General features: G+C 72.7%; 23 protein-coding genes. 15 read left to right on the forward strand and 8 right to left on the reverse strand.

All coding sequences use genetic code 11. The features are described 5' to 3' along the window. The first annotated feature begins 25 nt into the window (after window positions 1-25). Window positions 26-1213 carry a hypothetical protein gene (locus ACE4Q9_RS24320; RefSeq protein ID WP_397986350.1) on the forward strand — a complete coding sequence of 396 codons (1188 nt, stop codon included), beginning with the start codon at window positions 26-28 and terminating at the stop codon, window positions 1211-1213. Here ACE4Q9_RS24320 and ACE4Q9_RS24325 read toward each other — a convergent pair. Then, window positions 1194-2423, reverse strand: a complete 1230-nt coding sequence (locus ACE4Q9_RS24325; RefSeq protein WP_397986351.1) for a glycosyltransferase 87 family protein — start codon at window positions 2421-2423, stop codon at window positions 1194-1196. The genes ACE4Q9_RS24320 and ACE4Q9_RS24325 overlap by 20 nt on opposite strands. A gap of 131 nt (window positions 2424-2554) precedes the next feature. On the opposite strand from ACE4Q9_RS24325, the gene ACE4Q9_RS24330 reads away from it, so the two are divergent. After that, window positions 2555-3697 carry a glycosyltransferase family 4 protein gene (locus ACE4Q9_RS24330; protein ID WP_397986352.1) on the forward strand — a complete coding sequence of 381 codons (1143 nt, stop codon included), beginning with the start codon at window positions 2555-2557 and terminating at the stop codon, window positions 3695-3697. A gap of 46 nt (window positions 3698-3743) precedes the next feature. Here the strand turns inward: ACE4Q9_RS24330 and ACE4Q9_RS24335 are convergent, their stop codons facing one another. Beyond that, window positions 3744-5540 carry an AMP-dependent synthetase/ligase gene (locus ACE4Q9_RS24335; RefSeq protein ID WP_397986353.1) on the reverse strand — a complete coding sequence of 599 codons (1797 nt, stop codon included), beginning with the start codon at window positions 5538-5540 and terminating at the stop codon, window positions 3744-3746. Window positions 5541-5838: 298 nt separating this feature from the next. Between ACE4Q9_RS24335 and ACE4Q9_RS24340 the strand changes: the two genes are divergently transcribed. The 6 genes from ACE4Q9_RS24340 (at window position 5839) to ACE4Q9_RS24365 (ending at window position 11027) form a co-directional block, all read left to right on the forward strand. Next, window positions 5839-6636 carry a metallophosphoesterase gene (locus ACE4Q9_RS24340; protein WP_397986354.1) on the forward strand — a complete coding sequence of 266 codons (798 nt, stop codon included), beginning with the start codon at window positions 5839-5841 and terminating at the stop codon, window positions 6634-6636. Window positions 6637-6748: 112 nt separating this feature from the next. Next, entirely contained in the window at window positions 6749-7186 is a 438-nt protein-coding gene (locus ACE4Q9_RS24345; protein ID WP_397986355.1) for an SRPBCC family protein, read from the forward strand. A gap of 122 nt (window positions 7187-7308) precedes the next feature. After that, window positions 7309-8487: an ArsA family ATPase gene (locus ACE4Q9_RS24350; protein ID WP_397986356.1), complete on the forward strand. Its 1179-nt coding sequence runs from the start codon at window positions 7309-7311 to the stop codon at window positions 8485-8487. A 63-nt stretch (window positions 8488-8550) separates the two neighbouring features. Then, window positions 8551-9045, forward strand: coding sequence for a DUF5304 domain-containing protein (locus tag ACE4Q9_RS24355; RefSeq protein WP_397986357.1), 495 nt, complete (start codon window positions 8551-8553; stop codon window positions 9043-9045). Window positions 9046-9112: 67 nt separating this feature from the next. After that, window positions 9113-10066: an ROK family glucokinase gene (locus ACE4Q9_RS24360; RefSeq protein WP_397986358.1), complete on the forward strand. Its 954-nt coding sequence runs from the start codon at window positions 9113-9115 to the stop codon at window positions 10064-10066. A gap of 184 nt (window positions 10067-10250) precedes the next feature. Continuing rightward, window positions 10251-11027: an endonuclease/exonuclease/phosphatase family protein gene (locus ACE4Q9_RS24365; protein ID WP_397986359.1), complete on the forward strand. Its 777-nt coding sequence runs from the start codon at window positions 10251-10253 to the stop codon at window positions 11025-11027. 104 nt (window positions 11028-11131) lie between these two features. On the opposite strand, the gene ACE4Q9_RS24370 is transcribed toward ACE4Q9_RS24365, so the two are convergent. Together ACE4Q9_RS24370 and ACE4Q9_RS24375 are read right to left on the reverse strand one after the other, a co-directional pair. Further along, window positions 11132-11737: a hypothetical protein gene (locus ACE4Q9_RS24370; RefSeq protein ID WP_397986360.1), complete on the reverse strand. Its 606-nt coding sequence runs from the start codon at window positions 11735-11737 to the stop codon at window positions 11132-11134. After that, a complete protein-coding gene (locus ACE4Q9_RS24375) occupies window positions 11730-12509 on the reverse strand; it encodes an alpha/beta hydrolase (protein WP_397986361.1) in 780 nt (259 codons plus the stop codon). The genes ACE4Q9_RS24370 and ACE4Q9_RS24375 overlap by 8 nt, the downstream gene beginning before the upstream one ends. A gap of 173 nt (window positions 12510-12682) precedes the next feature. On the opposite strand from ACE4Q9_RS24375, the gene ACE4Q9_RS24380 reads away from it, so the two are divergent. The 4 genes from ACE4Q9_RS24380 (at window position 12683) to ACE4Q9_RS24395 (ending at window position 16578) form a co-directional block, all read left to right on the forward strand. Continuing rightward, window positions 12683-13435 carry a lysophospholipid acyltransferase family protein gene (locus ACE4Q9_RS24380; RefSeq protein ID WP_397986362.1) on the forward strand — a complete coding sequence of 251 codons (753 nt, stop codon included), beginning with the start codon at window positions 12683-12685 and terminating at the stop codon, window positions 13433-13435. Window positions 13436-13464: 29 nt separating this feature from the next. Then, complete coding sequence (macS, locus tag ACE4Q9_RS24385) at window positions 13465-14730, forward strand: MacS family sensor histidine kinase (RefSeq protein ID WP_397986363.1); 1266 nt, start codon at window positions 13465-13467, stop codon at window positions 14728-14730. Continuing rightward, a complete protein-coding gene (locus ACE4Q9_RS24390) occupies window positions 14727-15404 on the forward strand; it encodes a response regulator (RefSeq protein WP_397986364.1) in 678 nt (225 codons plus the stop codon). Before macS ends, ACE4Q9_RS24390 begins: the two co-directional genes overlap by 4 nt. Before the next feature lie 145 nt (window positions 15405-15549). Further along, window positions 15550-16578: a 6-phosphofructokinase gene (locus ACE4Q9_RS24395; protein WP_397986365.1), complete on the forward strand. Its 1029-nt coding sequence runs from the start codon at window positions 15550-15552 to the stop codon at window positions 16576-16578. Window positions 16579-16655: 77 nt separating this feature from the next. On the opposite strand, the gene ACE4Q9_RS24400 is transcribed toward ACE4Q9_RS24395, so the two are convergent. Further along, window positions 16656-18515: an anthranilate synthase family protein gene (locus tag ACE4Q9_RS24400; protein ID WP_397986366.1), complete on the reverse strand. Its 1860-nt coding sequence runs from the start codon at window positions 18513-18515 to the stop codon at window positions 16656-16658. A 112-nt stretch (window positions 18516-18627) separates the two neighbouring features. Next, entirely contained in the window at window positions 18628-18684 is a 57-nt protein-coding gene (locus tag ACE4Q9_RS24405; protein WP_351876482.1) for a trp operon leader peptide, read from the reverse strand. A 104-nt stretch (window positions 18685-18788) separates the two neighbouring features. Between ACE4Q9_RS24405 and ACE4Q9_RS24410 the strand changes: the two genes are divergently transcribed. Continuing rightward, window positions 18789-20141 carry a class II 3-deoxy-7-phosphoheptulonate synthase gene (locus ACE4Q9_RS24410; RefSeq protein ID WP_397986367.1) on the forward strand — a complete coding sequence of 451 codons (1353 nt, stop codon included), beginning with the start codon at window positions 18789-18791 and terminating at the stop codon, window positions 20139-20141. Between the two features lie 156 nt (window positions 20142-20297). Then, window positions 20298-20525, forward strand: a complete 228-nt coding sequence (locus ACE4Q9_RS24415; protein WP_397986368.1) for a bacterioferritin-associated ferredoxin — start codon at window positions 20298-20300, stop codon at window positions 20523-20525. A gap of 8 nt (window positions 20526-20533) precedes the next feature. On the opposite strand, the gene bfr is transcribed toward ACE4Q9_RS24415, so the two are convergent. Further along, entirely contained in the window at window positions 20534-21043 is a 510-nt protein-coding gene (gene bfr, locus ACE4Q9_RS24420) for a bacterioferritin (protein WP_397986369.1), read from the reverse strand. A 190-nt stretch (window positions 21044-21233) separates the two neighbouring features. Between bfr and ACE4Q9_RS24425 the strand changes: the two genes are divergently transcribed. After that, the gene (locus tag ACE4Q9_RS24425; protein ID WP_397986370.1) at window positions 21234-21866 is read left to right on the forward strand and encodes a sulfite oxidase-like oxidoreductase; all 633 of its coding nucleotides are present in this window, start codon (window positions 21234-21236) and stop codon (window positions 21864-21866) included. A gap of 150 nt (window positions 21867-22016) precedes the next feature. Here the strand turns inward: ACE4Q9_RS24425 and ACE4Q9_RS24430 are convergent, their stop codons facing one another. Then, a complete protein-coding gene (locus tag ACE4Q9_RS24430; protein WP_397986371.1) occupies window positions 22017-22907 on the reverse strand; it encodes a deoxyribonuclease IV in 891 nt (296 codons plus the stop codon). Window positions 22908-22987 lie beyond the last annotated feature (80 nt).

Here is a 22987-nt window from a genome sequence, read left to right on the forward strand (position 1 = left end):
GCGCGGCGCGCCGTACGATCGTGTGATGGCCGGTGGCAGGCGGGTGAGAAGCGTCGGGGCGATGGCCCTGTGTCTGCTGCTGTCCCTGGCCGGGTGCGGCGGGCGGTCGGCGGCCGACTCCGCGAAGGCCGAGGTACAGCACCTCCTCGACCTGCGCTCGGCGGCGCTGCTGCGGCACGACGCGGAGGCGTACGGCGCGACGGGTGCCAGTGCCGAGTACACCAGGCTGCGCGCCCTGCCGCTGGCCTCCTGGGCCTACCGGGTCACCACCCTGCGCCGCACCCCCGCGGGGGCCACCGCCGACGCCGACCTCAGCTACCGGGTCGCCGGGTACGACCGGGCCCCCGTCGACACCCGGCGCACCCTCACCCTGGCCCGCACCACCTCCGGCACCTGGTACGTCACCGCGGACCGGCCGGCCGGGACGTCCGGGCAGCAGCTGTGGGACCAGGGCACCGTGACCGCCGTACCCGGCGCGCACAGCCTGGTGCTCGGCACCGGGCAGCCGGCGGCCGACCTGCGGACGTACGCCAGGATGGCCGACGAGGCGGTCCCGGCGGTGACCAGGGAGTGGGGCACCGACTGGACGCGCCGGGTGGTCGTCCTGGTCCCCAAGTCCCTGACGGGCATGGCGGGTCTGCTCGGCTCGCCCGCCGCGAACTACCGGGGGATCGCCGCCGTGACCACCGGGGAGGCGGGCGGCGCGGGACAGACGCCGGCCGACCGGGTGGTGATCAACCCGGACGCCTACGCGGTCCTCGGCGCGATGGGCAAGCAGGTCGTCCTCACCCACGAGACCACCCACGTGGCCACCCGCGCCCACACCACCGCGGCCACTCCGCTCTGGCTCTCCGAGGGCTACGCCGACTGGATCGGCTACCTGGGCACCGACCGCACCCCGGCCCAGGCCGCCCCCGAACTGGCCCGCGCCGTCGGCGCCGGCCAGGTCCCCGCGGCGCTCCCCACCGACAAGGACTTCGGCTTCACCAGCGACCCCACCGAGCTGGCCCGCGCCTACGAGGGCGGCTGGCTGGCCTGCCGCATGATCGCCGACCAGTGGGGACCGGACCGCCTGACCGCCTTCTACCGCGCCGTCGGCACCCACCCCACCGGCCCCACCGCCCTCACCACCGCCCTCCACCGAATCCTCGGCCTGACCCCGGCCTCCTTCACGACCCGCTGGCAGAAGTACGTCAGGAGCGAGCTGCGCTGAGTTCCGGCTCGGCGGGTTCGCCGGTGACGGGCCTGTCGCGGGAGACGGTCGTACGCCACAGGCGGTGGGCCGCCAGCAGGGTGGCGGTGGTCAGCAGGGCGTTGCGGAGGAGCATCAGGGTGATGCCGTACCAGTCGCTCGCCACCACGTGGACGAAGCCGATGGGGAATTCCAGGACGGTCAGGAAGGAGGAGGCCAGGATCAGCAGGGCGGGTGCGGTCATGCGGCTCGCGCGGTGGGTGAGGCAGACGGCGGCCAGGCCGATCAGCCAGACCAGGTACTGGGGGCTGATCACGCGGCTGGTGACGGTGAACAGGAGGACGGCGGTCAGCGCCGCGTCCGCCAGGGTGTGCGGGGGGAAGCGGCGGGCCCGCAGCCGCCACAGCAGCAGCCAGCCGAAGGCGCCCACGCTCAGCGCCAGCGCCGCCGCGCTCACCTCCGGCACGTACGGGCCCAGGAACTCGAGCGAGCCGTAGTTCAGCAGCACCTGCCCGCTCCAGCCGAAGTGCCGGGCCACATGGAAGACCAGGGCGCCCAGCGACTCCACCTCCGTGCCCCGCTCCCGCTGGAAGGTCAGGAAGGCGAACGCGCCCGGCATCGTCGCCGTGAACACCGCCGCGAGCACCGCCCCGGTCACCGCCGCCGACGCCCAGGCCCGGCGCCGCACCGCCCCGGCCAGCAGCAGCGCCGGCCACACCTTCAGCAGCGCCCCGAAGGCGGCCAGCGCGCCCATCACCCGCGGATGCCGGACCCCCGCGAGCAGCGCGGCCACGGCCACCGCGGTCACCATCACGTCGTAGCGCGCGTACACCGTCGGCCCGAGCAGCGGGACGCCCGCCACCCACACCCAGGCTCCGCTCCGCGACCGGCCGGGGTGCCGGGCCGACCGCAGCAGCAGCACCAGCACCGCCAGGTCGGCGCAGCACGCCAGCGCGAAGAAGGCGTGCGGGTAGGAGAGGAACGGCAACAGCGCGGGCGCGAGGATCGGCAGCGCGGCGGCGGGTGGGTACTGCCAGGTGACGTCGTCCAGCGGGAAGGTGCCCTGGCGCAGCACCTCGTACCAGTTGTGGTAGATCACCGAGACGTCCGTGGTGACGTCCGGGCCGGGCAGGACGTACACCCCGAGGACAAAGAGCAGCAACACCACACGGGTGACGCACCAGGTCGCGAGCAGGTACGCCGGCGAGCGCCGGACGTCCTTGGTCTCCACGTCTTCCCCTGCCGTTCGATTCCGGTCCGAGTCCCGTGCCGAGGGACCATGATGTCCCGACCACCCCGGACCGTGCCAACGCACCGGCCGCCGCCCGGCGCCGGACGGCAGATTCGGTAGGGTCGGCGGCGATGCACAAGACCCTGATCGTGACCAACGACTTCCCGCCCCGGCCGGGCGGCATCCAAGCCTTCCTGCACAACATGGCGCTGCGCCTGGACCCCGGCCGGCTGGTCGTCTACGCCTCCACCTGGAAGCGCGGCCGCGAGGGGATCGAGGCGACGGCCGCCTTCGACGCCGAGCAGCCCTTCACCGTCGTACGCGACCGTACGACCATGCTGCTGCCGACCCCCGGCGCGACCCGGCGCGCGGCCGGGCTGCTGCGCGAGCACGGCTGCACCTCGGTGTGGTTCGGGGCCGCGGCACCGCTCGGGCTGATGGCGCCCGCGCTGCGCCGGGCCGGTGCCGAACGCCTGGTGGCCACCACCCACGGGCACGAGGCCGGCTGGGCCCAGCTGCCCGCCGCCCGGCAGCTGCTGCGCCGGATCGGCGAGGCCACGGACACGATCACCTACCTGGGCGAGTACACCCGCTCCCGGATCGCCGGCGCGCTCACCCCCGAGGCGGCCGCGCGGATGGTGCAACTGCCGCCCGGCGTCGACGAGAAGACCTTCCACCCGGCCTCCGGCGGCGACGAGGTGCGCGCCCGGCTCGGCCTCACCGACCGCCCGGTCGTCGTCTGCGTCTCCCGGCTGGTGCCGCGCAAGGGCCAGGACACGCTGATCCGGGCCATGCCCCGGATCCTCGCCGCCGAGCCGGACGCCGTGCTGCTGATCGTCGGCGGCGGCCCCTACGAGCAGGACCTGCGCCGGCTCGCCCGCGAGACCGGCGTCGCCGCCTCGGTCCGCTTCACCGGCGCCGTCCCCTGGTCAGAGCTGCCCGCCCACTACGGCGCGGGCGACGTCTTCGCCATGCCCTGCCGCACCCGCCGCGGCGGCCTCGACGTCGAGGGCCTCGGCATCGTCTACCTGGAGGCGTCCGCGACCGGCCTGCCGGTCATCGCGGGCGACTCCGGCGGCGCGCCGGACGCGGTCCTCGACGGGGAGACGGGCTGGGTGGTGCGCGGCGGCGACGCGCTCGACACCGCCGACCGCGTCGTCGCACTGCTCGGCGACCCCGCACTGCGCCGCCGGATGGGGGAGCGGGGCCGCCGGTGGGTGGAGGAGAAGTGGCGCTGGGACCTGCTGGCGGAGCGGCTGAAGGACCTTCTGTGAAGGCCGCCTTGCGACTGACGCACCGTCAGTCGCAAGGCACGGCGGGCTACTTGGCGTAGATCGCCTCGATGTCGTCGGCGTAGTCCTTCGCCACCACGTTCCGCTTGAGCTTCAGCGACGGGGTGAGGTGGCCCGAGTCCTCCGTGAACTGGGCCGCGAGGATGCGGAACTTGCGCACCGACTCGGCCTTGGACACCGCCGCGTTGCCGTCGTTCACCGCGTCCTGGATCGCCGCGTTCAGGTCCGGGTCGTCGCGCAGGGACGACGCCGTGGAACCCGCCGGCTTGCCGTGCTCCGCGGCCCAGCGCGCCAGGAACTCCTCGTCCAGCGTGATCAGCGCGCCGACGAACGGCCGCCCGTCGCCGACCACCATGCACTCCGCGACCAGCGCGTGCGCGCGGATACGGTCCTCGATCACCGCCGGGGCGACGTTCTTGCCGCCCGCCGTGACGATGATCTCCTTCTTGCGGCCGGTGATCCGCAGATACCCGTCCTCGTCCAGGGTGCCGATGTCCCCGGTGTGGAACCAGCCGTCGGCCAGCGCCTCCGCCGTGGCGCCCGGGTTGTTCCAGTACTCCTTGAACAGGTGCTCGCCGTGCAGCAGCACCTCGCCGTCGTCCGCGATCCGCACCACGGAGCCGGGCAGCGGCTGCCCCACCGTGCCGATCTTCTGCCGGTCCCACGGGTTGAACGCGGTCGCCGCGCAGGACTCGGTGAGGCCGTACCCCTCCAGCACCGTGAAGCCGATGCCCCGGAAGAAGTGGCCGAGCCGCTCGCCCAGCGGGGCGCCGCCGGAGATGGCGTACTCGCCCCGGCCGCCGAGCACCGCGCGCAGCTTGCCGTAGACCAGCTTGTCGAAGACCTTGTGCTTGATCTTCAGCCCCAGCGACGGTCCCGACGCGGTGTCCTGGGCCCTGCTGTAGGCGATCGCCGTGTCGGCCGCCTTGTCGAAGACGGCACCCTTGCCGTCCGCCTGCGCCTTGGCGCGCGCGGAGTTGTAGACCTTCTCGAAGACACGCGGCACACCGAGGATCAACGTCGGCCGGAACGCGGCCAGTTCGTCGGTGAGGTGCTTGATGTCCGGGACGCAGCCGAGCTTGATGGGCGCCATCATCGGCGCGATCTGCACCAGCCGGCCGAAGACATGGGCGAGCGGCAGAAAGAGCAGCACCGAGCACTCGCCGGTGCGGAACAGCGGACGCAGCCGCTCCACGATGTTGCCGCACTCGGCGAAGAAGCTGCGGTGGGTGAGCACACAGCCCTTGGGGCGGCCGGTGGTGCCGCTGGTGTAGACGATGGTGGCCGGGTCGTCGGCGCAGGCGAGCGAGGACCGCTCGTCCACCGTCTCCTGCGACACGTCCTGCCCGAGCCGCTCCAGCTCCTCCACGGCGCCGGCCTCGATCTGCCAGACGTGCTTCAGCGCGGGCAGCGTCTCGCGTACGGCCTCCACCGCGGCCGCGTGCGCGTCCAGCTCCACGACGCAGGCGGTCGCGCCCGAGTCGGAGAGGATCCACTGCACCTGCTCGGGCGAGCTGGTCTCGTACACCGGCACGGTCACCGCGCCCGCGCTCCAGATGGCGAAGTCGAGGAGCGTCCACTCGTAGCGCGTCCGGGACATCAGGCCCACGCGGTCGCCCGGCTGCACCCCGGCGGCGATGAGCCCCTTGGCCGCGGCGTGCACCTCGGCCAGGAACTGCCGGGCCGTCACGTCCTGCCACACCCCGCCGGACTTGCGGGCGATCACGGCGACGTCGGGATGCTGCGCGGCGTTTCTGCGGACGATGTCGGTCAGGTTTCCGTCCGCAGGGACCTCGTACAAGGCCGGAAGGCTGAACTCGCGCAAGACTGCTGCTCCTCATAGGGCGCCGGCGCCACGACGTTGTGTGCTGCGACGGTGCGGTCCAAGGCTCGGGCTGGTGCTCGGGGCTACCGGTGGCTGAAACCCAGAGCACGACTGGACTGCCCGGACGTTACCCGTCGGTATGCGGTTCCCGACAGGGGGTCCCGGCCAGATGTTCGCTGCGTCACACGCGATGGCGTTCCTTCGCGCACAGTAGTCCACGGCCTTCGCGACGGGCGAGTAACCGCAGGCCACGACCGGGACTGTTCACCTGCGGCACACACGCCTACGCTTGATCGCCATGGCATCCACACCCCCTCGAAGCAGCCGGCACCGCGTCCACGTGGTCAGCGATGTGCACGGCAACGCACGGGACCTGGCGCGGGCCGGCGAGGGTGCCGATGCCCTGATCTGCCTGGGTGACCTGGTGCTGTTCCTCGACTACGCCGACCACTCGCGCGGCATCTTCCCCGACCTGTTCGGCGAGGAGAACGCCGACCGCATCGTGGAGTTGCGCACCGCCCGGCGCTTCGAGGAGGCCCGCGCGTTCGGCGCCGGGCTGTGGGGCGGGATCGAGGGCGACCGGTTCACGGCCATCGAGAAGGCGGTGCGCAAGCAGTACGCCGAACTCTTCGCCGCGTTCCCCACTCCGACGTACGCCACCTACGGCAATGTCGACATGCCGCAGCTGTGGCCGGAATACGCCCGTCCCGGTACCACCGTGCTCGACGCGCAGCGGGTGGAGATCGGCGGCTGGACGTTCGGCTTCGTCGGCGGGGGACTGCGCACGCCCATGCGGACGCCGTACGAGATCTCCGACGAGGAGTACGCCGCGAAGATCGAGGCGGTGGGCGAGGTGGACGTGCTGTGCACCCACATCCCGCCGGAGGTGCCGGAGCTGGTGTACGACACCGTCGCGCGCCGCTTCGAGCGGGGGAGCCGGGCGCTGCTGGACGCCATCCGGCGCACCCGGCCCCGGTACGCGCTGTTCGGGCACGTCCACCAGCCGCTGGCGCGCAGGATGCGGATCGGGGCGACGGAGTGCGTGAACGTGGGGCACTTCGCGAGCCGCGGAAGGCCGTGGGCGCTGGAGTGGTGACGGGGCGGGGGCCGGGGGGAGGCGGCCGCACGGTAGCCTTCACGCTGCACAGACGTGCGCAGGTCGCGCACGGCAAGAGTCTCTTCGGTCCGCATCTGGAGGAGCCACGGCGATGGCGGAACACACCAGTTCGAGCATCACGATCGGGGCGGCTCCGGCCGACGTCATGGCGGTGATCGCCGACTTCGAGCGCTACCCGGACTGGACCGGCGAGGTGAAGGAGGCGGAGGTCCTCAAGACCGACGAGCGGGGGCGTGCCGAGCAGGTACGGCTCGTCATGGACGCCGGTGCGATCAAGGACGACCAGACGCTGGCGTACACCTGGGCCGGCGACAACGAGGTCTCCTGGACGCTGGTCAAGTCCCAGATGCTGCGCTCGCTCGACGGGTCCTACCTGCTGCGGCCGGCGGGAACGGGCGGCACGGAGGTCACGTACCGGCTCACCGTCGACGTCAAGATCCCCATGCTCGGCATGATCAAGCGCAAGGCGGAGAAGGTCATCATCGACCGCGCCCTGGCCGGCCTGAAGAAGCGCGTCGAATCCCCCTGACCACCCTTCGCCCGCCTCCCACCCGACTCGCTCGGCCGGGAGGCGGGACCACAGGGAGCCGCCGGCCACCCCGGACCCTCGCCGCCGCACCCCGCACGGAGTGTCCGTTACCGTTCGGACCTATGCGGACCATCCTGATCACGGGGCCCGGTGGCGGTGGGCGGACGACCGTCGGCGCCGCCACCGCGCTGCGCGCCGCCCGTGAGGGCAGCCGGACCTTGTTGCTGAGCGCGGAGCGCGCGGACACCCCCGGCACGGTACTGGGGGTGCCCACCGGGGCCCGGCCCGTCGAGGTCGCGCCCCGGCTCACCGCCTGGCGCCCCGACGCCGCCGCCGGCTTCCGCGAGGACCTCGCCGAGTTCCAGCGCCGCGCCACCGGCGTCCTCGACCTGCTCGGCGCCTCCCGCCTGGACGCCGAGGAGGTCACCCCGCTGCCCGGCGCCGAGGAGCTGACGTTCCTGCGCGCACTGCGCGACGCCGCGCTCTCCGAGGAGTACGACCTCCTCGTCGTCGACCTGCCACCCCTTCCGCAGGCCCTCGCCCTGCTCTCCCTCCCCGAGGAACTGCGCCGCTACCTGCGCCGCCTGCTGCCTCCCGAGCGCCAGGCCGCCCGCGCCCTGCGCCCGGTGCTCGGCCGCCTCGCCGGCGTCCCCATGCCCGCCGACTGGCTGTACGAGACGGCCGGCCGCTGGGACGTGGAGCTGGCCGCTGTGGAGGCCGTACTCACCGACCGCGACACCGCCGTACGCCTCGTCGCCGAACCCGGCCCCGCCGCCGTGGACGCCCTGCGCACCGCCCGCCTCGGTCTCGCCCTGCGCGGCCTGCGCACCGAGGCCCTCGTCGCCAACCGCGTCCTGCCCGACACCACCCCGGACACCTGGCTCGCCGCCCTGGCCGCCCAGCAGCGCAAGGCGCTCAGGGAATGGGAGGACGACGCGGAGTGCGCCGTGCGCCCCGTGCCACACCTCGGCCGCGACCCGCACGGCCCGGACGACCTCGCCGCCCTCGCCGTACCCGCCGTCGCCGACGCGGCCGGCCCCGTCGAGTGGCCCGTCGCCGACCGGATCGCCGAGGACGGGGTGCTGGTCTGGCACATCCCGCTGCCCGGCGCCATACGGGAGGAACTCGACCTCATCCGGCGCGGCGACGAACTCGTGATCACCGCGAGCTCCTTCCGGCGGATCGTCTCCCTGCCCTCCGCCCTGCGCCGCTGCACCGTCTCCGGGGCCGGACTGCGCGAGGGCGAGCTGCGGGTGCGCTTCGCCCCCGATCCCGGCCTGTGGCCCGCCGCCGCACGGTGAACGGCCCCCTCCCGTTCGGGTACCGTCGTAGGCGTAAGGGCGTACCGCAGTCAGGAGTCCGCCATGAGCGATGAGCGCCCCGCCGAGCCGCACGAGGAGCCGCGGGTGAGCGACGCCGACGCCTGGGCCACGGCCTGCGCCGAGGACCTGGAGGCCGAGAAGGCCCGCCGCCGCACCAGCTACGGCCCGCCCCCCGGCTCCGCCGCCGAAGAACTGAAGAAGCTCGTGGACACGGTGGCCGACAAGCTGTCCGGCCTCCAGTCCCCCCTCGGCACCCTCGCCGGGCCCGCCGCCCAGCAGATGGTCAAGCAGGTCGTCCAGCAGGCGAAGGCCGCCGTCGAGCCCGTCATCGAGCGCAACCCCGGCGTCTTCGACCACCTCGCCGCCGCCGGGAGCGAACTGCTCGCCGCCTACCGCTCGGCCGTCCAGTCCCAGGAGCGCCGCTGGACCTCCGGCCCGTCCGGCGTCGCCGACGAGTGGCGGGGGGAGCGAGGCGACGGCGAGGGGCGCGACCGGGGCGAGGGCACCGGCTCGGGAGAGCGCATCGACCTGGACTGAAGCCCTCGTCCGCAAGGGCCTCGGGTACGGTTGGCCGTAGCGGGGCTCGACCGAAACTGAGGGATTCATGGGACTCACCATCGGCGTCGACATCGGCGGCACGAAGATCGCGGCCGGCGTGGTCGACGAGGAAGGCAACATCCTCTCGACCTTCAAGGTGCCGACCCCCACCACGCCCGAGGCCATCGTGGACGCCATCGCCTCCGCGGTGGAGGGCGCGCGTGCCGGGCACGAGATCGTCGGCGTGGGCATCGGTGCGGCCGGTTACGTCAACCGGCAGCGCTCCACCGTCTACTTCGCGCCCAACATCGACTGGCGCAACGAGCCGCTCAAGGAAAAGGTCGAGGCCCGCACCGGCCTCCCCGTCGTGGTCGAGAACGACGCCAACGCCGCCGCCTGGGGCGAGTACAAGTTCGGCGCAGGCAAGGGCCACCGCAACGTCATCTGCATCACCCTCGGCACCGGCCTCGGCGGCGGCATCATCATCGGCAACAAGCTGCGCCGCGGACACTTCGGCGTGGCCGCCGAGTTCGGTCACATCCGGATGGTCCCGGACGGCCTGCTGTGCGGCTGCGGCTCGCAGGGCTGCTGGGAGCAGTACGCCTCCGGGCGCGCCCTGGTCCGCTACGCCAAGCAGCGCGCCAACGCCACCCCCGAGCACGCGGAGCTGCTGCTCTCGCTCGGCGACGGCACCCCGGACGGCATCGAGGGCAAGCACATCTCCATGGCCGCCCGGCAGGGCGACCCGGTCGCCGTCGACTCCTACCGCGAGCTGGCCCGCTGGGCCGGCGCCGGCCTCGCCGACCTGGCCTCCCTCTTCGACCCGTCCGCCTTCATCGTCGGCGGTGGCCTCTCCGACGAGGGCGAGCTGGTCCTCGACCCGATCCGCAAGTCGTACAAGCGGTGGCTGGTCGGCGGGAACTGGCGTCCCGTCGCCGACGTGATCGCGGCGCAGCTCGGCAACAAGGCGGGCATGGTCGGCGCGGCGGACCTGGCCCGCGAGCCCGACCCGATCATGTAAGCGGGACGCGAACAGCTCGGGGCGCGAGGTTCGTGTGCGGCTGCCCGTCCAGCGTGGCTCGTCGCGCAGTTCCCCGCGCCCCTTCGGCCGGCACGACCTGCTTGAAGCAGCCGTTGGCCTTGGTGCAGGCGGACAGGCCGTACTGGGTCGCCCGCTCCCGACAGCGCGGCGTACATTGATCCACATGGCGCCGCTCCCCAACTCCCACACCGAGCCCGATGGTTCAGCCGTTCTCCGCGTCCTGAGCTACAACATCCGCTCGCTGCGCGACGACACCGACGCCCTCGTCCGGGTGATCACCGCCTGCGCCCCCGACCTGGTCCTCCTCCAGGAAGCGCCCCGGTTCTTCCGCTGGCGCAAGAAGCTCGCTCGGCTGGCCGGCGCCTGCGGTCTGGTCGTCCTCACCGGCGGCGGCACCAGCGCGGGACCCGCGATCCTGTGCTCGCTGCGCGCCACCGTGGAGCGCACCGAGGACGTCCTGCTGCCCCTCACCCCCGGCCTGCACCGGCGCGGTCTGGCCACCGCGGTGGTCCGCTTCGGCGGTGCCCGGCTCGGCGTGATCAGCTGCCACCTCAGCCTCGACGCAAGCGAGCGCTACGCCCAGGGCGGTCTGCTTCTCGACCGGCTCGACGGACTCGGTGTGGAGCACGCGCTCGTGGGCGGCGATCTGAACGAGGGCCCCGACGGCCGCACCTTCCACCTGCTCGCCGGCGCCCTCCAGGACTGCCGGACGGTGGCCCCCTGGGGCGGCGAGGAGACCTGGACGCATAGCGCGCCGGGGCGTCGTATCGACGCGGTGTTCGCCACCAAGGGCATCGAGGTCCTCGGCTGCGGGGTCCCCGAGGACCAGCCGGGCGTCACCCGCGCCGACCTGGCCGCCGCCACGGACCACCGCCCGGTCCTGGCCGCCCTGCGCGTCCCGGCCACCGGGACGGAAGCCGCCCCCGGCCAGAGCCGCTAGACCACGGCCCCGCCGGTCTCGGGGCGACCGACCGGACCACGGCCCCGCCCGGCCCCGAGGCCGGCGCCCGTCCCGAGGCCGCCGTCCAGACCACAGGTTGCCGGCTAGACCACGGCCCCCCGGCCCGGATCGTCGTCGTCGTCCTCGTCCGTCCGCATCCGCGCCACCAGTGTCGCGAAGCCGCCGAGGAAGCCGCCGATGCCGGCGGTCGTCAGCCACCAGGTCATGTCCCAGCCGAGCAGCACCGCCAGCAGCAGCAGGACCGGCCCGCCGATCACGCCCAGCCAGGCGAACCTCGACGTGGTGTCGCCGGTGTCCAGCGGCGGCGGCTCGGGCGGCACGAAGTGGCCCTCGTCGTCCTCGTCGAAGTCGTCCTCGGACGGCTCCGGCGGGTGGTGGTCGCGGGGGCCGACGCCGGGCGCGAAGGAGACGGAGCTGCCCAGCGGAGGCCGGGCGGGCCGCGGCTCCTCCTGCTTGCCGCCGCCCTCGTCCGCCGCCGCGTCCTGCTCCAGCTTCTCCAGCAGCGCGTCCTTCTCCAGCAGCGCGAGGTCCTCCACCGGCTTGAAGGGCCTGCTGCCCGGCGGGTCCGGCGGCTCCTCGCCGTACCCGGCCACGATGGCCCGCCAGGCGGCGTCCTCGTCGAAGCGCAGCCCGTTCTCCTCCGGCTCCCGGTCCTCGCGGCCCTCGGGACCCGGGTCGTGCTCAGCCAACTGCGGCCGTCCCTTCCTTGCCCGGAATCGGTGCGAGCCGGCCGATGAAACCGAGGCTCTCCTCGAAGATCCGGTCCGCGTCCACATCCAACGTCGCGACGTGGTAGCTGTGTTCCAGCACGATCTCCCGGACGTCCGCGGACGAGATCCGGCTCAGTACCCGCGCCGAGTCGACGGCCGGTACGACATGGTCCTGGGCGCTGCGCAGCAGCAGCAACGGCTGGGCGATCCGGGGCAGCTCGCCGTCCAGCCGGCGCAGGAACCGGCGCAGCGAGTGCGCCGCGTGCAGCGGCACCCGGTCGTACCCCGTCTCCGTCACCCCGCCCTTGGCGATGTCGCTGGCGATGCCCCGGGTGGAGCGCACCAGGTGCCGGGCCACGGGCAGGGCGTACGCCGACAGTCCGTGGACCTTGTTCGCGGGGTTGACGACGACCACGCCGCTGATCCGCTCGCCGTGCAGGGCGGCCAGCCGCAGCGCGAGGGCGCCGCCCATCGACAGGCCCGCGACGAACACCCGGGAGCAGCGCTCGGACAGCAGCCGCAGCTCGCGGTCCACCTCCGCGTACCAGTCCTGCCAGCCGGTGAGCTGCATGTCCTGCCAGCGCGTGCCGTGTCCCGGCAGCAGCGGCAGCGACACCGTCAGGCCGTGCGCGGCGTGGTGTTCGGCCCAGGGACGCAGCGACTGCGGGGAGCCGGTGAAGCCGTGACAGAAGAGGACGCCCACCTCGCCGCCGGAGTGGCGGTACGGCTCGGCTCCAGGGAGAACCGGCACCTTCGACGCTCCTGTTCCTGGGGAAGGGCCCCGCCGCCGTCCGGCCGGGGCGTGGAGAACACGCGGATGTGCTTCACCGTACGCGACCGCACGGACACCGACCAGGGCCGTCGGGTGCTTTGACGGTGCAGCGGGTTATGGTCTGTCCGACGGAAACGGGAGGCACACGGGTGATGTACGGCACGATGAAGGTCGCCATCGGAGGGCCGCTGAAGCTCGCCTTCAGGCCCTGGGTGGAGGGGCTGGAGAACATTCCGGCCGAGGGCCCGGCGATCCTGGCCAGCAATCACCTGTCCTTCTCGGACTCCTTCTTCCTGCCGACGATGCTGGACCGCAAGGTCACCTTCATCGCGAAGGCCGAGTACTTCACCACGCCCGGTGTGAAGGGCCGGCTCACCGCCGCGTTCTTCAAGGGCGTCGGCCAGCTCCCGGTGGACCGCTCGGGGGCGCGCGGCGCCGGTGAGGCCGCGGTCAAGAGCGGTATCGAGGTGCTGGAGCGCGGCGAGCTGTTCGGCATCTACCCGGAGGGCACCCGCTCGCCCGACGGCCGGCTCTACCGGGGCAAGCCCGGCGGTCTCGCCCGCGTGGCGCTCGCGACCGGTGCCCCGGTGATCCCGGTGGCGATGATCGACACCGAGAAGATCCAGCCGCCCGGCAAGGTGATGCCGAAGCTGATGCGGCCCGGCATCCGCATCGGCAAGCCCCTCGACTTCAGCCGCTACCAGGGCATGGAGCACGACCGCTTCGTGCTGCGGGCGCTGACCGACGAGGTCATGTACGAGATCATGAAGCTCTCCGGCCAGGAGTACGTCGACATGTACGCGACCGCCGCCAAGCGGCAGATCGCGGAGGCGGCGAAGGCGGCCAAGGAAGCGGAGAAGGCGGAGAAGGAAGCGGAGAAGGCGAAGGACGCGGAGAGCAAGTAACCGCGGCGGGCTTACGGGGGGCACGGGGGATGGCCGGGCGCGAGCGTGTGCTGAGGATGTCGGTGGAGTTGCCGCTGTGGCGGGCGCTGGCCGGCTACCGCGTGCTGACCATGCTGTACGCGCTCGGCCTGTGCGTCACCTCGTACGAGCACTTCACCCGTCCGTGGATCGCGGTCGGCTACGACGCCGTCCTCGCCGTCTGGACCCTCGCCACCCTGCCCCGGGTGCGCGGCGCGGCCGACTGCACCAGGGGTTTCCTCGCCGCCGACCTGACCATCGGCCTCGCCGGCGTCCTGCTCACCGCCTTCGCCGACAGCCACCAGCGGATCGCGGGCGGCCCCACCCTGCCGACGATATGGACCGGCGGCGCGGTCCTCGCCTTCGCCGTCAAGGGCGGCTGGCGCTGGGCCGCCGTCGCCTCCACCGCGGTGGCCGCCGCCAACCTGGTCGAGCGCGGCCAGTTCGCGCGGGACACCGTGCACAGCCTGATCCTCGTCTGGGTGGCCTCCATCGGCATCGGCTACGTGGTGGAGGTGGCCCGCGCCTCCGAGCGCACCCTCGCCCGCGCCCTGGAGATCGAGGCCGCCACCCGTGAGCGGGAGCGGCTGGCGCGGGACATCCATGACAGCGTGCTCCAGGTGCTGGCGATGGTGAAGCGGCGCGGCACCGCACTCGGCGGCGAGGCGGCCGAGCTGGGCCGGCTGGCCGGGGAGCAGGAGGTGGCCCTGCGCGCCCTGGTCTCCGGGGGCCTGCTGCCGGCTGCCCGGGCCGCCACGACCGTGCCGACCGCCCCGTCCGCCCGGACCGCTTCGACCGCCGAGGACGGCGTCGTACCCGTCGCCTGGGCGGCGGGAGCGGCGGACGACGACGGACCGGTCGATCTGCGCACGCTCCTCGCCCCGTTCGCCCGCGACGGGGTGAGCCTGGCCGAGCCCGGCGCCCCGGTGCCGCTGCCCCCGGCCGCCGCCCGCGAGCTGACCGCGGCCGTCGGCGCCGCCCTGGACAATGTGTACAGGCACGCCGGCGAGGGGGCGCGGGCCTGGATCCTGGTCGAGGACGAGCCGGAGGACATCCTCGTCACCGTCCGGGACGACGGGCCCGGCATCCCCGAGGGCCGGCTCGCCGAGGCGGAGGGCGAGGGGCGGCTCGGCGTCGCCCAGTCCATCCGGGGCAGACTGCGCGACCTCGGCGGCAGCGCCGAGCTGATCTCGGTGCCCGGCCAGGGCACGGAGGTCGAACTGAAGGTACCGAAGGGCGCCCTCGCGGCGCGGGGGAAGAAGGCGGAGCGGCGATGACACAGCGGCGGGACCCGATCAAGGTCATGGTGGTGGACGACCACCCCATGTGGCGCGACGCGGTCGCCCGAGACCTGGCCGAGTCCGGCTTCGAGTTGGTCGCCACCGCGGGCGACGGCGACCAGGCCGTGCGCCGCGCCAAGGCCGCCGCCCCCGATGTGCTGGTCCTGGACCTCAACCTGCCCGCCAGACCCGGCGTCCAGGTGTGCAAGGAACTCGTCGCGCACAACCCGGCGTTGCGCGTCCTGGTGCTGTCCGCGAGCGGGGAGCACGCCGATGTCCTGGAGGCGGTGAAGTCCGGCGCGACCGGCTACCTGCTGAAGTCGGCGTCCACCGCCGAACTGCTGGACGCGGTGCGCCGCACGGCCGTCGGCGACGCGGTGTTCACGCCGGGCCTCGCCGGCCTCGTCCTCGGCGAGTACCGGCGGCTGGCCGCCGAACCGGCGCCCGCGCCCGACGCCGGACGGCCGGGCGCGCCCCGGCTGACCGAGCGGGAGACGGAGGTGCTGCGGCTGGTCGCCAAGGGCCTGAGCTACAAGCAGATCGCCGAACGCCTCGTCATCTCCCACCGCACCGTGCAGAACCACGTCCAGAACACCCTCGGCAAGCTCCAACTCCACAACCGCGTCGAGCTGGTGAGGTACGCGATCGAACGCGGCCTCGACGAGGAGTAGCGCCCGGCTCCGGCGGTCGTGCCGCGGCCGTGCTCCCGGTTCCCGCCGCAATCCCCCCGATTCACCCGTACCGCCTCTCCCGATGTGACACGCATCACCATTAGCGTGACGAAGCGTCAGGCACTGCGGGTGAAGGGACATTTCCATGCGGGTCGGAGTACTGACCGGAGGCGGCGACTGCCCCGGACTCAACGCCGTCATCCGAGGCATCGTGCGCAAAGGCGTGCAGGAGTACGACTATCAGTTCGTCGGTTTCCGGGATGGCTGGCGGGGCCCCCTCGAAGGCCGCGCCGTCCCCCTCGACATCCCCGCCGTGCGCGGCATCCTGCCCCGCGGCGGCACCATCCTCGGCTCCTCCAGGACCAACCCCCTCAAGATCGAGGACGGCATCCGCCGGATCAAGGACAACCTCGCCAAGCAGGAGGTCGAGGCCCTGATCGCGATCGGCGGCGAGGACACCCTCGGCGTCGCCGCGCGACTGTCCGGCGAGTACGGCGTGCCCTGCGTCGGCGTGCCCAAGACCATCGACAACGACCTGTCCGCCACCGACTACACCTTCGGCTTCGACACCGCCGTCAACATCGCCACCGAGGCCATCGACCGGCTGCACACCACCGCCGAGTCCCATATGCGGGTCCTGGTCTGCGAGGTGATGGGCCGGCACGCCGGCTGGATCGCCCTGCACTCGGGCCTCGCCGGCGGCGCCAACGTCATCCTCATCCCCGAGCAGCGCTTCGACCTGGACCAGGTGTGCGCCTGGATCACCTCGCGCTTCAAGGCGTCGTACGCCCCGATCGTGGTGGTCGCCGAGGGTGCCATGCCCAAGGACGGCGAGCTGGTGCTCAAGGACCAGTCGCTGGACTCCTTCGGGCATGTGCGGCTCTCCGGGGTCGGCGAGTGGCTGGCCAAGGAGATCGAGAAGCGCACCGGCAAGGAGGCCCGCACCACCGTCCTCGGGCACATCCAGCGCGGCGGCACCCCCAGCGCCTTCGACCGCTGGCTCGCCACCCGCTTCGGACTGCACGCCGTGGACTGCGTCCGCGACGGCGACTTCGGCAAGATGGTCGCCCTGCGCGGCACCAACGTCGTCCGCGTGCCCCTCGCCGAGGCGACCGCCAAGCTGAAGACCGTGGACCCGAAGCTGTACGAGGAGGTCGGGGTGTTCTTCGGCTGAGAGCAGCAGCGGACACCCCGGGCTGTGGGCCGCGACCCGGCCCACAGCCCCCGGCCCGCGACCACCGGCCGACCGCCTCAGTACGCGCTCGCGCCGCGCAGCCGTCCCATCAACTCCCCGACGATCCCCACCCCGTCGAGCGTCAGCACCGACTCCGGGTGGAACTGCACCCCCGCGAAACCGGGCCCCCGTACGGCATGCACCTCGCCGCCCGCCGACCGGCTCACCTCGATCCCGTGCGCCGCCAGCTCCCGCGCCGCCTCCTCGTCGCAGCGGGCGGTGAAGCTGTTGTAGAAACCGACCGTCTCGCGGCGCCCGAACAGCTCGATCTCCGTCTGCGCCCCCTGGTACGGCACCTCCTTGCGGACGATGTCCAACCCCAGCTCCGCGGCGAGCAGTTCATGGCCCAGGCACACGCCCAGCACCCCCTGCCGGTGCTCCCGCACGACGGTCCGGGTCAGCTCCCGCAGGAAGCGCATCTTCGGATCGGTGAGGTCGCCGGGGTCGCCGGGACCGGGGCCCAGCACCACCGGGCCCTCGTGCGCGAGCACCGCGGCCCGCAGCCCCGGCTCGTCGTAGCGCCGTACCGTCACCGCCAGGCCGGTCGAGCGCAGCAGATGGGCCAGCATCGCGGTGAAGGTGTCCTCGCCGTCGACCACCAGAGCATGCCCGCGCGCCTCGGCGGACGGCTGCCGCATCCGCAGCCAGAACGGGGCGAGCCGGGCCCGCCGCCCGTCCAGCGCGGCCCGCACCCGCGGGTCGTCGGCCAGCCGGGGCAGCTCCCGCTCCGCGCGCGGCCGGCCGGGCCGCACCCCGAGCGCCGCCAGCACGCCCGCCGCCTTCGCATGGGTCTCGGCGACCTCGCCCGCCGGCTCCGAGCCGCGCACCAGCGTGGCCCCGACCGGCACCCGCAGCCGCCCGTCCGCGCCGATGTCGGCGGTGCGGATCAGGATGGGGGAGTCCAGCGTCTGCGCGCCGCCCGCGTCCCGCCCGAGCAGGGCCAGCGCACCCGCGTAGTAGCCGCGCCCGCCGACCTCGTGCCGCTCGATCACCCGGCACGCGTTCTGCACCGGCGACCCGGTGACCGTCGCCGCGAACATGGTCTCCCGCAGCACCTCGCGGGCGTCCAGGGAGGACCTGCCGCGCAGCTCGTACTCGGTGTGCGCGAGGTGCGCCATCTCCTTCAGCCGCGGTCCGACGACGACCCCGCCCATGTCGCCGACGGTGCACATCATCTTCAGCTCCTCGTCGACCACCATCGACAGCTCCTCGATCTCCTTGCCGTCGGCGAGGAAGCCCAGCAGGTGCTCCGGCGTCGGCCCCCCGGCGGGATAGCGGTAGGTGCCGCTGATCGGGTTCATCACGACCGTCCCGCCGGACATCCGCACATGCACCTCGGGGCTGGCGCCGACCAGGGTGCGGTCCCCGGTGTGCACCACGAAGGTCCAGTACGCCCCGCGCTCGCCCTCCAGCAGCCGCCGGAACAGCGCCAGCGCGTCCGCCCGGCCGAAGTCCGGGATCCGCCCCTCGTACGTCCGCCGGATCACGAAGTTCGCGCCCTCGCCCCCGCCGATCTCCCGCTCCAGCACCCGCCCGACGATCCCGGCGTACTCCTCGTCGCCGACGTCGAAACCGCCGCCCTCGACCCGCACCGCGTGCGCCGGGAGCCGCCGCAGCGCCTCGTCCAGCGGGATCTCGTACGACTCCTCCGGCGTCAGCACCAGCAGCGGGGTGCCGTCGTCACGGACGTCGAAGCCGCGCTCGCGGATCTGCCGGAACGGCACCAGGGCGAGGCCCTCGTCCGGCAGCTCGGCGAGCCGGTCCCGGCCGCCGACCGGGCCGATCAGCACCTCCACCGGGTGCTCGGTACGGCCCGGCAGACGGCGGCGCAGCAGCGCGAAGGGGCGGGGGTCGGACAGCAGGTCCATGAGGTCCACGGGTCGGGCTCCTACTCGATCAGGTGAGGAATCGGCTGAAGGAGAGGAACGACCGCGGAAACGCCGAAGGCCGCCCCTCGGGCGGCCTTCGCGAAGTCTGGGTGCGCGCGAATCAGTGGGCCGCCGAAGAAGCGGTCCACCACCAGTTCTGGTTGGAAAGCGCGAACATGCGGGAGACCCTACCGCACCGCGGACCGTCCACGACTCAGTCACCGCGTCTCACTTTCCGGGCGACTCGTGGAGCAGGGGATACGACCCCGTAATGTGTACAAGGTGACCGTGAACGCTAAGTCCAGCGCGAGCGCTGGCAACACCTGGCGAGACCTGCCCGCGGCGCAGCAGCCCGAGTACCCCGACACCGAGGCTCTGCGCGAAGTCGTCGCGGAGCTGGAGTCGTATCCGCCGCTCGTCTTCGCGGGCGAGTGCGACCAGCTGCGTGCCCGGATGGCGGCCGTCGCCAAGGGAGAGGCGTTCCTCCTCCAGGGCGGCGACTGCGCCGAGGCGTTCGACGCGGTGTCCGCCGACCAGATCCGGCAGAAGCTCAAGACGCTGCTCCAGATGGGCGCCGTCCTCACCTACGCGGCCTCCGTGCCCGTGGTGAAGGTCGGCCGGATCGCCGGCCAGTACTCCAAGCCGCGCTCCAAGCCGACCGAGACCCGCGACGGGGTGACGCTGCCGACCTACCGGGGCGACTCCGTCAACGGCTTCGAGTTCACCGAGGCCGCCCGCATCCCGGACCCCGAGCGGCTGAAGCGGATGTACCACGCCTCGGCGTCCACGCTGAACCTGGTGCGCGCCTTCACCACCGGCGGCTACGCCGACCTGCGCCAGGTGCACGCCTGGAACCAGGACTTCGTGAAGACCTCCCCCTCCGGCCAGCGCTACGAGCAGCTCGCGCGGGAGATCGACGACGCGCTGAACTTCATGCGGGCCTGCGGCACCGACCCGGAGGAGTTCAAGACCGTCGAGTTCTTCTCCTCGCACGAGGCGCTGCTGCTGGACTACGAGTCGGCCCTGACCCGTGTCGACTCCCGCACCGGCAAGCTGTACGACGTCTCCGCGCACATGGTGTGGATCGGTGAGCGCACCCGCCAGCTGGACCACGCGCACATCGAGTTCGCCTCCAGGATCCGCAACCCGATCGGCATCAAGCTCGGCCCGAGCACCACGGCCGAGGAGGCGCTGAAGTACATCGACCGCCTCGACCCCGAGCGGGAGCCGGGCCGGCTGACCTTCATCGTCCGCATGGGCGCCGACAAGATCCGCGACCGGCTGCCCGAGCTGGTCGAGAAAGTCACGGCGTCCGGCGCCACGGTGGCTTGGGTGACCGACCCGATGCACGGCAACACCTTCGAGGCGGCCTCCGGGCACAAGACCCGCCGCTTCGACGACGTGCTCGACGAGGTCAAGGGCTTCTTCGAGGTGCACAAGGGCCTCGGCACCCATCCGGGCGGCATCCACGTGGAGCTGACCGGCGACGACGTCACCGAGTGCGTGGGCGGCGGCGACGAGATCTTCGTGGACGACCTGCACCAGCGCTACGAGACGGCCTGCGACCCGCGGCTCAACCGCAGCCAGTCCCTGGACCTGGCGTTCCTGGTCGCGGAGATGTACCGGGACCAGTAGGCGACCCGGTTCGCCGACGGTGCCGCTGGGGCGCGGATCACATGCGATCCGCGCCCCTCGGTCTTTTGCGGTCGCGAAGCGACGGGTAAGGTTAGGTTTGCCTCACCGGGAACGGGGTGGCAGAGCTACGGCGACCCCGTCGGGAGGTGAGTCCGCGTGTACGTGTGCAGCTGCTTCGGCATCACCGAGGCCCAGGTCCGGCAGCACGCGGAGGACGGCGCCGGCACCCCGCGCCAGATCGCCTCCGCCTGCAAGGCGGGCACGGACTGCGGCCGCTGCGTACGGCGCATCCAGGCGCTGCTCGGCCGGGGCGCCTGCCCCCGCCGCGAACTGATCGAACAGCGCTCCCCGGCGACCCTCGACCGGCTGGACGACGCCGCCTAGGCGCGCCGCTAGAAGCTACCGGTGCCCGGCCCCGAGGGGTCCGGCTGGTTCTGCTCGATCAGCGTCGAGATGTAGAGCGCCTCGCCCAGCTTGTCCACCAGCTCCAGCTGGGTGTCCAGGTAGTCGATGTGGTGCTCCTCGTCGGCCAGGATCGCCTCGAAGATGTTCGCGGACGTGATGTCGTCCTTGTCGCGCATGATCTGCACGCCCCGGCGCAGCCGGTCGATCGCCTCGACCTCGATCTGCCGGTCGGCCCGGAACATCTCGGTCACCGTCTGCCCCACCTCGATGTGGGAGAGCCGCTGGTAGTTCGGCAGCCCGTCGAGCAGCAGGATGCGGTCGGTCAGGAGCTCCGCGTGCCGCATCTCGTCGAACGACTCGCGCCGGGTGTACTCCGCGAGCTTGGACCACCCCCGGTGATCCTGGATCTTGGAGTGCAGGAAGTACTGGTTGATCGCCGTCAGCTCGGCGGTCAACTGCTCGTTGAGCAGTTCGATGACGTCGGGGTCGCCCTGCATCGCAGCGGCTCCTTCCACACGGATGTCTCCCGCACGGATATCGGGGGAGGGTGTGGGCCGCATGATTGCACCGGACGCGAAGATCGTCCAGTAAGTGCGTACTTAGTAAATGTGCTGGGGTTTGATGGTATTTGCCCGATTCGGAGGGGGGCGGTCAAGGGCACTGCCCGAGGTCTGTCAGGATGGTTACATGGGTCATCCGGTGGAGCGAGAGTCTGGAGCGGCGGCAGGGTCCGGGCTTCCGCCGGGGCAGCGACTCCAGCGCGGCTGGCCGGTCACGCACTACGGGCCCGTGCCCAAGTTCCGGCCCGAGCGCTGGGACTTCCGGGTCTTCGGCGCCACCGCCGACGGCGACAAGCACGGTTGGAGCCACGAGGAGTTCACGGCCCTGCCGTACGCCACCGTGGTGGCCGATCTGCACTGCGTGACCAAGTTCAGCATGCTCGGCGCGGAGTGGGGCGGGGTGCCCGCCGCCGCGATCGTGGAGCTGGCCCCGCCGGCCCCGGAGGTCACCCATGTGATGGTCTGGGCGGAGTACGGCTTCAGCTCCAACCTGCGCCTCGCGGACTTCCTCTCGGAGAGCACCCTCTTCGCCACCCACAAGGACGGCGAACTGCTGACCGCCGAGCACGGCTTCCCGGTCCGCCTGATCGTGCCCCATCTGTACGCCTGGAAGGGGCCCAAGTGGGTGCGGGGCGTGGAGTACATGACGGCCGACCGGCGCGGCTTCTGGGAGGAGCGCGGGTACCACAACGTGGGCGACCCGTGGAAGGAACAGCGCTACTCGTACCAGGAGGAACCGGGGGAGGGGCCGGAGCTGTGACGGCCCGGCCGCCGACCCCCGAGGTCCGTGGGCCGATGGCCCCTGAGGTCCGTGGACCGGTGGCCCCTGAGGTCCGTGGGCCGGTGGCCCCTGGGGTCCGTGGGCCGGTGGCCCCCGAGGCCCGCCGACCGGTGGCCCCGGAGACTCGCGTCAGCCGTCCCTGAGGCGCTTGAGCCGGGCCACGTCCGCCGCGTGGCCCTCCTTGCCGCCCGGAGTCTCGATGACCAGCGGGACGCCCGCGGTCGCCGGGTGGCCCATCAGGGCGCGGAAGGGCTCCTCGCCGATGTGCCCGGAGCCGATGTTCTCGTGCCGGTCCTTGTGCGCGCCCACCACGTCCTTGGAGTCGTTGGCGTGGATCAGCTTGAGCCGTCCCTCGCCGACGGTGTCCACCAGCAGATCGAGGGTCTGGCGCATGCCCGCCGGGCCGGTCAGATCGTGCCCGGCGGCGAAGATGTGGCAGGTGTCCAGGCAGACGCCCAGCTTGGGGTGGGCGTCCAGCGCCTCGAAGTACGGTCCGAAGTCCCAGGTCCGCGAGCACAGCGAGGCGCCCTGGCCCGCCGTTGACTCCAGCAGCAGGAACGGGTCGTCGTCCTGGGTCAGCTCGTCCAGCAGCGGCAGCAGGTGCTCCCGCACCTGCTTCAGGGCCACCTCGCGGGCCCGGCCGCCGGTCGCGCTGCCGGTGTGCACCACCACGCCGAGCGCGCCGATCTCCCGGCCACGCCGCAGCGAGTGCCGCAGCGACTCGACCGACTTCTCCACCGTCGCCTCGGTGTGCGAGCCGAAGTTGATCAGGTAGGGGGCGTGCACATACGCCGGGATCGACTCCTCGGCGCAGGCGGCGCGGAACGCCTCGTCCTGCTTCGGGTTCCCGGCCGGGGTGGCCCAGCCGCGCGGGTTGGCCACGAAGACCTGGACGGTCTCCGCCTTCAGCTCACGGGCGTACGACAGGCCCACGGAGTGCAGGCCGCCGGCCACCGGGACATGGCCGCCGACGGGATTGCGGGGGAGGGACCGGGGGAGGGACGAGGAAACGGGACTCACCTGTTCAGGGTGTCATGTCCGCGGGGTGGCCCGGACCGGCACCGGGCGTGAACCCGCTCACCGGTCCTGCCGCCCGCGAG

Origin of the sequence: Streptomyces sp. AM6-12 (assembly GCF_044327085.1) — a bacterium.
Taxonomy (GTDB): domain Bacteria; phylum Actinomycetota; class Actinomycetes; order Streptomycetales; family Streptomycetaceae; genus Streptomyces.

Excerpts from the sequence above, each read along its gene's own strand:
- ACE4Q9_RS24320 (WP_397986350.1), top strand. The coding sequence starts at position 26 with ATGGCCGGTGGCAGGCGGGTGAGAAGCGTCGGGGCGATGGCCCTGTGT.
- ACE4Q9_RS24330 (WP_397986352.1), top strand. The coding sequence starts at position 2,555 with ATGCACAAGACCCTGATCGTGACCAACGACTTCCCGCCCCGGCCGGGC.
- ACE4Q9_RS24340 (WP_397986354.1), top strand. The coding sequence starts at position 5,839 with ATGGCATCCACACCCCCTCGAAGCAGCCGGCACCGCGTCCACGTGGTC.
- ACE4Q9_RS24345 (WP_397986355.1), top strand. The coding sequence starts at position 6,749 with ATGGCGGAACACACCAGTTCGAGCATCACGATCGGGGCGGCTCCGGCC.
- ACE4Q9_RS24350 (WP_397986356.1), top strand. The coding sequence starts at position 7,309 with ATGCGGACCATCCTGATCACGGGGCCCGGTGGCGGTGGGCGGACGACC.
- ACE4Q9_RS24355 (WP_397986357.1), top strand. The coding sequence starts at position 8,551 with ATGAGCGATGAGCGCCCCGCCGAGCCGCACGAGGAGCCGCGGGTGAGC.
- ACE4Q9_RS24360 (WP_397986358.1), top strand. The coding sequence starts at position 9,113 with ATGGGACTCACCATCGGCGTCGACATCGGCGGCACGAAGATCGCGGCC.
- ACE4Q9_RS24365 (WP_397986359.1), top strand. The coding sequence starts at position 10,251 with ATGGCGCCGCTCCCCAACTCCCACACCGAGCCCGATGGTTCAGCCGTT.
- ACE4Q9_RS24380 (WP_397986362.1), top strand. The coding sequence starts at position 12,683 with ATGTACGGCACGATGAAGGTCGCCATCGGAGGGCCGCTGAAGCTCGCC.
- macS (WP_397986363.1), top strand. The coding sequence starts at position 13,465 with ATGGCCGGGCGCGAGCGTGTGCTGAGGATGTCGGTGGAGTTGCCGCTG.
- ACE4Q9_RS24390 (WP_397986364.1), top strand. The coding sequence starts at position 14,727 with ATGACACAGCGGCGGGACCCGATCAAGGTCATGGTGGTGGACGACCAC.
- ACE4Q9_RS24395 (WP_397986365.1), top strand. The coding sequence starts at position 15,550 with ATGCGGGTCGGAGTACTGACCGGAGGCGGCGACTGCCCCGGACTCAAC.
- bfr (WP_397986369.1), bottom strand. The coding sequence starts at position 21,043 with ATGCAGGGCGACCCCGACGTCATCGAACTGCTCAACGAGCAGTTGACC.
- ACE4Q9_RS24425 (WP_397986370.1), top strand. The coding sequence starts at position 21,234 with ATGGGTCATCCGGTGGAGCGAGAGTCTGGAGCGGCGGCAGGGTCCGGG.